Consider the following 10,100-nt stretch of genomic DNA (forward strand, 5'->3'; position numbering starts at 1 on the left):
AACGTACCGTGGGACACACGGAATCGGGCTTCTGAAATGGGGCGAAAGTCTGTGGACTCTGTGTAAGACAGTACATGGTTTTTTAACTGTGGTATGCGACGGTGGTGGAAGCAGAAACTTAAATCGTGAGGTTTAGGAATCGCCGCACTTTTAGGGCGGCGAGGATGTCAAAAACAAAACCCCCCACCAATGGGCGGGGGGTTTTTTAGTCACCTAATTCAAGGTTTAGCCGAACTTGCCGGCAGTGGAAGCGATCAAGAAGGCGGCGTAGGTGAAGATATAGCCAACGGTGAAGTGAGCTAAACCAACCAAACGAGCCTGAACGATCGAGAGAGCCACGGGTTTGTCTTTCCAACGAACCAGGTTCGCCAGAGGAGTGCGTTCGTGGGCCCAAACGATAGTTTCGATCAACTCTTGCCAGTAACCGCGCCAAGAGATCAGGAACATGAAACCGGTTGCCCAAACGAGGTGTCCAAAGAGGAACATCCAGGCCCAGACAGAAAGGTTATTAACACCGTAGGGGTTGTAACCGTTGATTAATTGAGCCGAGTTAGCCCAGAGGTAATCGCGGAACCAGCCCATCAGATAGGTGGAGTTTTCGTTAAACTGAGCCACGTTACCCGACCAGACACCGAGGTGTTTCCAGTGCCAGTAGAAGGTTAACCAACCCAGGGTGTTCAACATCCAGAACATGGCTAGATAGAAGGAATCCCAAGCAGAGATGTCGCAAGTACCGCCACGACCGGGACCGTCGCAAGGGAAGGAATACCCGAAGTCTTTTTTATCGGGCATTAATTTGGAACCACGAGCGTCTAAAGCACCTTTAACCAGGATTAGAACGGTGGTGTGTAAACCAAGAGCGATCGCATGGTGAACGAGGAAGTCGCCAGGACCGATGGTTAAGAAGAGGGAGTTAGTGCCGCTATTGATTGCGTCTAACCAACCGGGTAACCAAACATCACCGTAGTTGGGATAGGCGGTGTAAGCGATGCTATCGGGGTTAGACAACAGTACGTTCATGCCGTACAGGGTTTTACCCGAAGCTGCTTGCACGAATTGAGCGAACACAGGTTCGATGAGGATTTGTTTTTCGGGAGTACCGAAAGCGACGACTACATCGTTATGAACGTAGAGGCCGAGGGTGTGGAAACCTAAGAAAAGGGAAACCCAGCTTAGGTGAGAGATGATCGCTTCTTTATGCTCCAGCATCCGCGCCAGCACGTTATCTTTGTTCGCTTCGGGATCATAGTCACGCACGAAGAAGATAGCACCGTGGGCGAAAGCACCCACCGCTAGGAAACCAGCGATGTATTGGTGGTGGGTATAGAGAGCCGCTTGGGTAGTGTAGTCCTTAGCGATAAAAGCATAAGGGGGTAGCGCGTACATATGCTGCGCCACCAGAGAGGTGATCACGCCTAAAGAAGCGAGAGCCAAACCGAGTTGGAAGTGGAGAGAGTTGTTAACCGTGTCATAAAGATTTTTGTGACCGGCTCCTAACTTACCACTGGGGGGTCTGTGGGCATTGAGGATGTCCTTGATGCTGTGACCGATGCCCCAGTTGGTGCGGTACATATGACCAGCCACGATGAAGATCACAGCGATCGCCAAGTGGTGGTGAGCCATATCGGTTAACCAGAGGGACTCGGTTTGGGGATGGAAACCACCTAAGAAGGTGAGAATCGCAGTTCCCGCGCCTTGGGCAGTACCGAAAATGTGGTTAGCAGTATCGGGGTTTTCCGCATACACACCCCAGTCACCGGTGAAGAAGGGTAGTAAACCCGCCGGGTGGGGGGGAGTGGAGAGGAAGTTGTCCCAACCAACGTGCTGACCGCGGGATTCGGGGATAGCAACGTGAACGAGGTGTCCGGTCCAAGCTAAGGAGCTAACACCGAACAGAGCGGCGAGGTGGTGGTTCAGGCGAGATTCAGCGTTTTTGAACCAAGCGAGGCTAGGACGGAACTTAGGTTGTAAGTGTAACCAGCCAGCAAAGAGGAAAATCGCCGAGAGAATCAGCAGGAACACCGCACCTTGGTATAGGTCTTGGTTGGAGGTCATACCGATGGTGTAGAACCAGTGGTAAACCCCAGAATAGGCGATGTTAACCGGGTTAGAAGCGCCAGCTTGGGTGAAGGCATCTACAGCGCCTTTACCGAACTGGGGATCCCAAATCGCGTGGGCGATGGGACGGATGTTTAAGGGATCTTTGATCCACTGCTCGAAGTTACCTTGCCAAGCGACGTGGAATATCGTACCGGAAGTCCACAGGAAAATGATTGCAATGTGGCCGAAGTGGGACGCGAAAATCTTTTGGTAGAGATTCTCTTCCGTCATGCCATCATGACTTTCAAAATCGTGGGCTGTGGCGATCCCGTACCAAATCCGACGGGTAGTCGGATCTTGGGCTAGATCTTGGCTAAATTTAGGGAATTTAGTTGCCATAGCTGTTTAGGAAATTCTCCTCTCTAAATAACTGAGGCTCTTACACGAGTGCTGGTTATTTCCTTTTTTCAATTCACCTACTGTAATAGGAAACGCTTACAGAGGTATCGGTCAATCGACGCTGGTTCAGCCTAGTCTTGCCAATCCCCGGGGGACTGGCAAGCCCTTATAGGCAAGTTTAGCCAATCGAGAGACTTCTGGCCAAGAAGAATGCCCAAGTGGTGACAATACCGCCTAAGAGGTAGTGAGCCACACCAACGGCACGACCTTGAATGATGCTCAGGGCGCGAGGTTGGATAGCGGGGGCAACTCTTAACTTGTTGTGCGCCCAAACGATCGACTCGATTAATTCTTGCCAGTAGCCGCGACCACTGAACAGGAACATCAAGCTAAACGCGAAGACGAAGTGACCGGCTAGGAACATGATTCCGTAGGCGGACAGGGCAGAGCCATAGGAGTTAATCACCTGGGCCGATTGCGCCCAGAGGAAATCCCGTAACCAGCCGTTGATGGTGATGGCACTTTGAGCGAAGTTACCGAGGGTAACGTGGGTGACAGTACCATCGGGGGCGACGGTTCCCCAGACATCGGACTGCATTTTCCAGCTAAAGTGGAAGATTACCACCGAGAGGGAGTTGTACATCCAGAACAGGCCGAGGAAGACGTGATCCCAACCCGAAACTTGGCAGGTACCGCCGCGACCGGGACCATCGCAGGGGAAACGGAAACCGAGATTCGCTTTATCGGGAATCAGACGGGAACCGCGAGCGTAGAGAACCCCTTTGAGGAGAATCAACACGGTTACATGGATGGTGAAGGCGTGGATGTGATGCACGAGGAAATCGGCAGTACCGAGAGTGATCGGCATCATGGCCACTTTGCCACCCACGGCTACCACGTCGCCACCGAAAGCATAACTAGCGGTAGTTAGAGCGTTAGGAGCGGTGTTGCCGGGGGCTAGGGTGTGGAGACTTTGTACCCATTGGGCAAAGATGGGTTGTAGTTGAATTCCCGTATCCGAGAACATATCTTGGGGACGACCAAAAGCCCGCATGGTGTCGTTGTGAATGTATAAACCGAAGCTATGGAAGCCAAGGAAAATACATACCCAGTTCAGGTGGGAGATAATTGCGTCGCGATGACGGATCATCCGATCGAGCAGGTTATCGACGTTTTTGGCCGGATCGTAGTCCCGTACCATGAAGATCGCTCCGTGCGCTCCCGCACCGACGATTAAGAAGCCACCGATCCAAGTGTGGTGAGTGAACAAGGATAGTTGGGTGGCGTAGTCAGTCGCCTGATAGGGATAGGGCGGCATGGCGTACATATGGTGGGCCACGATGATGGTTAGCGAACCTAAGAGAGCAAGGTTAATCGCTAACTGAGCGTGCCAAGAGGTGGTCAGGATTTCGTACAGTCCTTTGTGACCTTGACCGGTGAAGGGACCTTTGTGGTTTTCGAGGATTTCCTTCATGCTGTGACCGATACCCCAGTTGGTACGGTACATATGACCGGCAATGATGAATAATACAGCGATCGCCAAGTGATGGTGAGCGGTATCGGAAAGCCAGAGACCACCAGTCACGGGGTTCAAGCCACCTTTGAAGGTGAGGAAATCCGAGTAAGCACCCCAGTTAAGGGTAAAGAAGGGGGTCAAACCCTGGGCGAAACTGGGATATAAATCCGCCATCTTGCTCGGTTCGAGAATGAACTCGTGGGGCAAGGGGATGTCTTGGGGAGCTACTCCAGCATCGAGGAGTTTGTTCACCGGTAAAGAAACGTGAATCTGATGACCAGCCCAACCTAGGGAACCTAAGCCGAGTAAACCCGCCAAGTGGTGGTTCATCATCGATTCCACGTTTTGGAACCATTCCAGTTTCGGTGCGCTTTTGTGGTAGTGGAACCAACCGGCAAACAGCATCAGGCCCGCCATAACTAAACCACCGATAGCGGTGCAGTATAGCTGATAGCTGTTGGTGAACCCGGAGGCGCGCCAGAGGTAGAACAGACCAGAGGTGATCTGAATACCGTGGAAGCCACCGCCCACATCGCCGTTGAGGATGCCTTGACCGACGATCGGCCAGACCACTTGGGCGCTGGGTTTGATGGCGAGCGGGTTGGTTAACCAAGCTTCATAGTTAGAAAATTTCGCGCCGTGGAAGTACATTCCACTCAGCCAAACGAAGACAACGGCGAGATGTCCGAAGTGGGCACTGAAGATTTTCCGAGAAATATCTTCGAGATCGCTGGTTTGACTATCAAAATCGTGGACGTTGGCGTGTAGGTTCCAAATCCAGGTGGTGGTTTTGGGTCCTTTGGCTAAAGTGCGATCAAAATGCCCCGGTTGACCCCACTTCTCAAAGGAAGTAGGTACTGGGTCTTTATCTACAATCACTTTAGCTACCGCTTTGGGGGGGAGTGCCATGAGGATTCTCCTCTCTCGACAATAGACTTAGCGTTTTATTTGAGGATAGATTTTTTAACCTAAAAAAGGCAAGTTGAAATCTGACCCACCTTTTGTTAATGTCGCTTGACTTTCCTCTTGGGTGAGATTCCAGTCGAAAGCATCAATAGTAGATGATAAGTCTTTGTTCTCTTGTCTGTTCGTTATGCTTAACAATAATTAAAATTGTCTTAATCCTTGATAAGCTAAACGGCTTTTACTTCGGATCACCGATATAGACTCCAAAAGGGTTATAGCTATTGGATCATGCAGGTTAAGCGCCGTTTAGCTTAGGAGAGACATTTTCTGCTATGGACGGTCTCAGTCAGGGTCAGACCAGTGATTTTTCTTGACAAAAGTTTATTAATTGTCGCCCCAGAAGCCGATTTCCCCCTTTTCTCCCTCACCAGACCATATAGAAAATTCAATAGATAGATTCTCAAAAAACAATCAAACAATTCTGTAAAATTGAGGCCATAACCTGATCTTCTCGCGCTTTTGCTGACACCAGAGCATTCGATGACTCTCGCAAAAATCAATGGTTTGTATAGATTTTGGCCTTGGCTCTAGGAGGAACGTGCTATCCCTACTACATAAATTAATCCCAGTCAAAACCCTTCATATATGTCTTGTGATCGGTTTACTGACCACCCTATTAACCGCCTGTGGCGATCGCCTGACGGCTACCAATCTCCCCACTTCCGAAACCTCTAATCTTCCCGTCGTTCGAGGCCGCATTTCTGAGGTTGCCCCCCCGGCCCTAATTCAGCAACTGCGCCCCAGTTTAGATCGTTACGCTCCCCAAGTAACGATTCTCAGTCCTCTGGCCGAACAAGTTTTCGATGACCCTCAGGTGACAGTTAAACTACAAGTGTCGGAGCTGCCAATTTTCCAAGACGACACCCTGAAATTAGGACCCCACTTGAGCCTAATTGTCGATAATGAACCAGCATCGGCTATCTACGACCTCAAGCAACCGATTATCTTAGAAAATCTCGCCCCCGGTACTCACACCCTCCGCGTCTTGGCCCTGCGGCCTTGGCAGGAAAGTTTTAAAAATGATGGGGCCTTCGCTGAAACAACCTTTCATATTCTGACAAAAACAGGCAAAAATGCCCCTGATAACAACTTACCCCTATTAACCTACAGTATTCCGCAAGGAATCTACGGTGCAGAACCGATCCTGCTCGATTTTTATCTGAGTAATGCTCCTCTACGTCTGCCCAATACTGCCAACGAGGATAATAGTCTTCAAAATTGGCGCATTCGTGTCACTGTCAACGGTGAAAGTTTTCTGCTTGATACTTGGGAACCGATCTATCTCAAGGGTTTTGACAAGGGCAATAACTGGGTACAATTAGAATTCATCGATGGTAAGGGAAATAAAATCGAAAACGAGTTTAATACCAGCGTGCGCGTGATTAGCTTTGATCCCTCTTACCAAGACGGCCTTAGTCAATTAGTCCGCGGCGATTTATCCCCTATAATTGCCCGTAGCATTGTTGATCCCAACTATAAAACCATTCCCAGTCTAGAGGAAAAAACTCCCATAGTTGAGGAAGAAACCCCCGTTATTGAGCCAGAAACCCCTATAGTTGAGGAAACCCCCGTTATTGAGGAGGAAAATCCTGTTATTGAGCCAGAAAGCCCAATAGTGGAAGAAAATCCTGTTATTGAGCCAGAAAGCCCAATAGTGGAAGAAAATCCTGTTATTGAGCCAGAAAGCCCAATAGTGGAAGAAAAACCAGTAGAGACAGAAACAATCGAAAAGGTGGAGGAAACCCCTGAAGCGATCGAATCTCCCTTAACCACCATACCGGAGACAAAGGAGATTAACGAACCGGCCTCTAGTATTTAGCCTCCGGTAGAAGTGGAACCTATTCCCGAACCCCAGAACAATAGCGAGCAAAAAATCACCATTTTCGATCGCATTCAACAAACCTTAAATCGTTTCCAGTTACCCTCTCCCCCAGCAGAAACAGATAGCGAACTACCCATCCTCGATCCTGAATTATTCACCAATGGGGATAGGGGTTAGGGAATAGGGGTTAGGGAATGGGGAAATGGGGATTTTTCAGTGAGCAGTGAACAGTAAACAGTAATCAGTGAAAAGAAAGTTCCCAAGTTTGCTTCTATTGGAGTTAAAGTGATAAGCTTATCTTATCGAAAAAAGGGCATAAGCCTTATGTCCCTACCATTAATATCGTGCCGGCTGTAGGGGCGCAAGGTTTGCGCCCATTATGTAACACTGTGAACATTTTTCACCTGATGTCCAGAAGACCCCGAAGTTTTCACCTAACACTGTCCACTTAAAACTGCAATCTGATAACTGATAACTGATAACTGAAATCCCCAACACCTCGATCGAGAAATTATTAAACAAATATTTCGCAATATAGACAAAATTGGGAACTAAGTTATAATCTAGAACGTCTCTAGGTAATTTACTAACTTTTTGCTTGAGGTAATTGTGTTTAACAAAATTTCCCTTGTCGCTGGTTTTGCCGGTTTAGTTGCCCTAACCACCGTTGGCGCTGTACCCGCACAAGCAGGACCGGAAAATAACGAAATCCTGATCAGTCAACTGCGCGGCCATAACACCTACAGAGGTGAACCGCAACTCAACCCCGGTGACTATGTACTAGGTCGCGTCCGGGGAACCGTGGGAGGGATTATGTCCATCCAATTGATCAGACCTGTAACAGTGGATGGCAAAGAAATTTTCAGTGGCGACTTTGCTGACGGAACCACCGCTCGTATTGTTGGGGATGCCACTGGTGGCGACGATGTACTATTGCAAGTGGTAGATGGCAAGTTAATTTATGTGGGTAAAGCTCGTCCCTATTGGGTTTCCCGCTTGAAACTAAAATCGGAAATCACCACCAGCAGCAATCGCTCACAACTTTTAAGAGAACTTAACGAAAAACAACCCGCTTGGGGACTTCCCGCTTTACCCCCGGAAACCAGAACCTTTACTGAAGTTGCTCCTCAACCCGCTCCCGAGCCTAGTGTATCTCCTATCCGCGGACTTTGGTAGTGGCAAGACATCAGCAGAAAATCTCTTGTCTTTAGACTGAGAAGCTGAAAAATCTTCTCAAAATCTAATACAAATATACTAAGACCCCTCCTTCGATCGAAGGAGGGGTCTTTTTTCGTCAAAAATTGAGAAATAATTGTATTTCAGCCCAGATTCTCGTCAAAACATCGGTAAGGGCATGATCGCTATCTAATTCGACTAATTTTACCCAAGGGCGATTTATGCAATAATGGCGACTATTTTCTAGGGGAATCACCTCATCGGCACGACCATGAATAATCAGGGTGGGGAGCTGCCTGATTAACTTTTCTTGGGGATAATTAGCTAAATCCTCAATAAACTTGTAATAAATTGGCAGAGAACGACGATAACCGTAGTGATAAACCGATAAACTCCCAGATTTTTGCCAATTGGCTAGGGTTTCTGCTCCCAATTGTCCTAACCAAATCGGCCCGAAATTAAAAGCCGGAGCTAATAAAACGAGCCTTTGCACCTGAGAATAAGTTTCTGCCAGCCAAGCTGCCGTTAAACCGCCAAAACTGGAACCAATCAGAGTAACGGGAAGCTGAGATTGTTCAATCAATTGGCCGACTTGAACAATCTGACGAGTGAGAGTTAAGCTAGAAAAGTTATCACCGTTAAGATCGGTAATTTCCATTGCTAAACCCTTATTTTGCCAACAATGTCTCAAAAATTGCGCTTTTGTTGATTGGGGGCCAGAAGCAAAACCGTGTAGATAAATATGTCTGTTATCAAGGACTGCCATTCTAGAACCAATTAGATTTCTTCATCTTGCTCTTTGGTGGCACTGGGAGAAGAATTATAAATGGCATCTAACTGCTGACGAGCATCTTCGACAGTGAGAGAACGAATCACTAACAAAGGTTCATTGATTAGTTGTCCGGACTCGTCCAAAAGTTCGGGATGGGAAGTCATGGGATAACCGTAGGGATTATAGGAATTACCCGATTTAGCAGGACGTTTCTGGGAATCCATGCTGACAGTAATCAGACTACGAATTAAATTATTAATGGTCAAAAAAGCGATAACCGTGAAGGCGAGGATATAGAGCAGATGTAGCATTGACTAAGTCTCCCATGAATTATGTGTGAATATTCCTAATTGCCAAAACTTTATGCTAAAAATTCGCTCAACTCTCTAGCTTACCAAAAAGTTTCAGATTAAGCGTCAGTTTGAGGAGATTGATATTCTCCCCAACCCTGTAATCGACGACGACGACTGCTGACACCCCAACACTCTGCCACCAACTGATGCCAAGGCAACAACATCTTGGCCTCAATACCCACCTGACCACCTGTGGTTTTAAAGAGTAAATGAGCCGTAGCCACCTCCTGTTGGGCGTTTTTGACTCTGGCCAATAAATCGTTTTGTTCCTCGAGGCTGAGAAAGGATAATCTCTCGGATTCGAGGAGGAGACGGGAACGGGAAAACCAATGGGTGAAATCCTCCAGTAGAGGTTCCAAGATAGTTTTCAGGAGTTCGTTTTCGGTGGGTTGCGAAGGGAACATTATTCTTATAATGACGATTTTGCTTACCTTAATCTTAGCGTTATTTATATTTCTTAACATTGTGACGGGAAAATTTTAAGATTTGCGCCGGCTGTAGGCGGCACTAAAGAACTCCTGTTCACAACTAAGGGCATAACGATAGGATAAAGAGATATTTTCCGTCATCAGAGCGTATTTATCCGCCAATTCCTCTAACTGGCTTGCTAAAGCTGCGAATTCATCCCCACTATAACTATCAATCCAAGCTTGATAGGGATTCTCAGAAATCGGTTCTAAGGCTAATTGTTGGCCCAGATAAGCATAAAGACGCATACAGGGACTCATCGCCACGGCAATCGCACCGATATCACCCATCCAAGCGGTAGCGAGAAGAAAATCCCGATAGCGACGGGTGGCATTAGCGGGCTGAACCTTTCTTAGGTCAACCCCCCACTGTAAAGCATAATTTTCGTGTAATTCTAATTCCTGTAATAGTTAGTAAAAGTATAGTCAAATATAGACAGACTGAATTCCATTTCAGAAATTCCCTTCACTTTTGCTTCGAGAGATTAATTCTCCTTGGGTGAACTACGCACCTCTCTATCCCATAGCGGTTAAACGCATTTGGGAATGCTTTTCGTAAAATATTGTAGGAACCCATGACATCAGATTG

6 protein-coding genes and 3 pseudogenes are annotated in these 10,100 nt (G+C 47.7%); 2 read left to right on the forward strand and 7 right to left on the reverse strand.

All coding sequences use genetic code 11. The annotated features are described in order from the left end of the window. Positions 1-225: 225 nt before the first annotated feature. The gene (psaB, locus tag IM322_RS18155; RefSeq protein WP_002770787.1) at positions 226-2,439 is read right to left on the reverse strand and encodes a photosystem I core protein PsaB; all 2,214 of its coding nucleotides are present in this window, start codon (positions 2,437-2,439) and stop codon (positions 226-228) included. 178 nt (positions 2,440-2,617) lie between these two features. Then, entirely contained in the window at positions 2,618-4,864 is a 2,247-nt protein-coding gene (gene psaA, locus IM322_RS18160; protein ID WP_286824805.1) for a photosystem I core protein PsaA, read from the reverse strand. 556 nt (positions 4,865-5,420) lie between these two features. On the opposite strand from psaA, the pseudogene IM322_RS18165 reads away from it, so the two are divergent. Both IM322_RS18165 and IM322_RS18170 read left to right on the forward strand, forming a co-directional pair. Further along, a pseudogene (locus IM322_RS18165) lies at positions 5,421-6,920 on the forward strand (hypothetical protein). A 432-nt stretch (positions 6,921-7,352) separates the two neighbouring features. Continuing rightward, positions 7,353-7,919, forward strand: a complete 567-nt coding sequence (locus IM322_RS18170) for a hypothetical protein (protein ID WP_287676437.1) — start codon at positions 7,353-7,355, stop codon at positions 7,917-7,919. A 118-nt stretch (positions 7,920-8,037) separates the two neighbouring features. Here the strand turns inward: IM322_RS18170 and IM322_RS18175 are convergent, their stop codons facing one another. The 5 genes and pseudogenes from IM322_RS18175 to IM322_RS23490 all read right to left on the reverse strand — a co-directional run. Then, complete coding sequence (locus IM322_RS18175) at positions 8,038-8,685, reverse strand: YqiA/YcfP family alpha/beta fold hydrolase (RefSeq protein ID WP_287676436.1); 648 nt, start codon at positions 8,683-8,685, stop codon at positions 8,038-8,040. An 11-nt stretch (positions 8,686-8,696) separates the two neighbouring features. Next, on the reverse strand, positions 8,697-9,002 hold the full coding sequence (locus IM322_RS18180; RefSeq protein ID WP_286824801.1) for a DUF2973 domain-containing protein: 306 nt from the start codon (positions 9,000-9,002) through the stop codon (positions 8,697-8,699). A gap of 98 nt (positions 9,003-9,100) precedes the next feature. Further along, on the reverse strand, positions 9,101-9,508 hold the full coding sequence (locus IM322_RS18185; protein ID WP_286824799.1) for a DUF2605 domain-containing protein: 408 nt from the start codon (positions 9,506-9,508) through the stop codon (positions 9,101-9,103). A 15-nt stretch (positions 9,509-9,523) separates the two neighbouring features. Beyond that, positions 9,524-9,922 (reverse strand): annotated as a pseudogene (locus IM322_RS18190) (thiaminase II/PqqC family protein); the annotation flags it as partial. A gap of 55 nt (positions 9,923-9,977) precedes the next feature. Next, a pseudogene (locus tag IM322_RS23490) lies at positions 9,978-10,100 on the reverse strand (IS200/IS605 family accessory protein TnpB-related protein); the annotation flags it as partial.

The sequence above is a fragment of the Microcystis sp. M109S1 genome, assembly GCF_020247025.1.
GTDB lineage: Bacteria > Cyanobacteriota > Cyanobacteriia > Cyanobacteriales > Microcystaceae > Microcystis.

Coding starts and splice junctions, on each gene's coding strand:
- psaB (WP_002770787.1), bottom strand. CDS start 2,439: ATGGCAACTAAATTCCCTAAATTTAGCCAAGATCTAGCCCAAGATCCG.
- psaA (WP_286824805.1), bottom strand. CDS start 4,864: ATGGCACTCCCCCCCAAAGCGGTAGCTAAAGTGATTGTAGATAAAGAC.
- IM322_RS18175 (WP_287676436.1), bottom strand. CDS start 8,685: ATGGCAGTCCTTGATAACAGACATATTTATCTACACGGTTTTGCTTCT.
- IM322_RS18180 (WP_286824801.1), bottom strand. CDS start 9,002: ATGCTACATCTGCTCTATATCCTCGCCTTCACGGTTATCGCTTTTTTG.
- IM322_RS18185 (WP_286824799.1), bottom strand. CDS start 9,508: ATGTTAAGAAATATAAATAACGCTAAGATTAAGGTAAGCAAAATCGTC.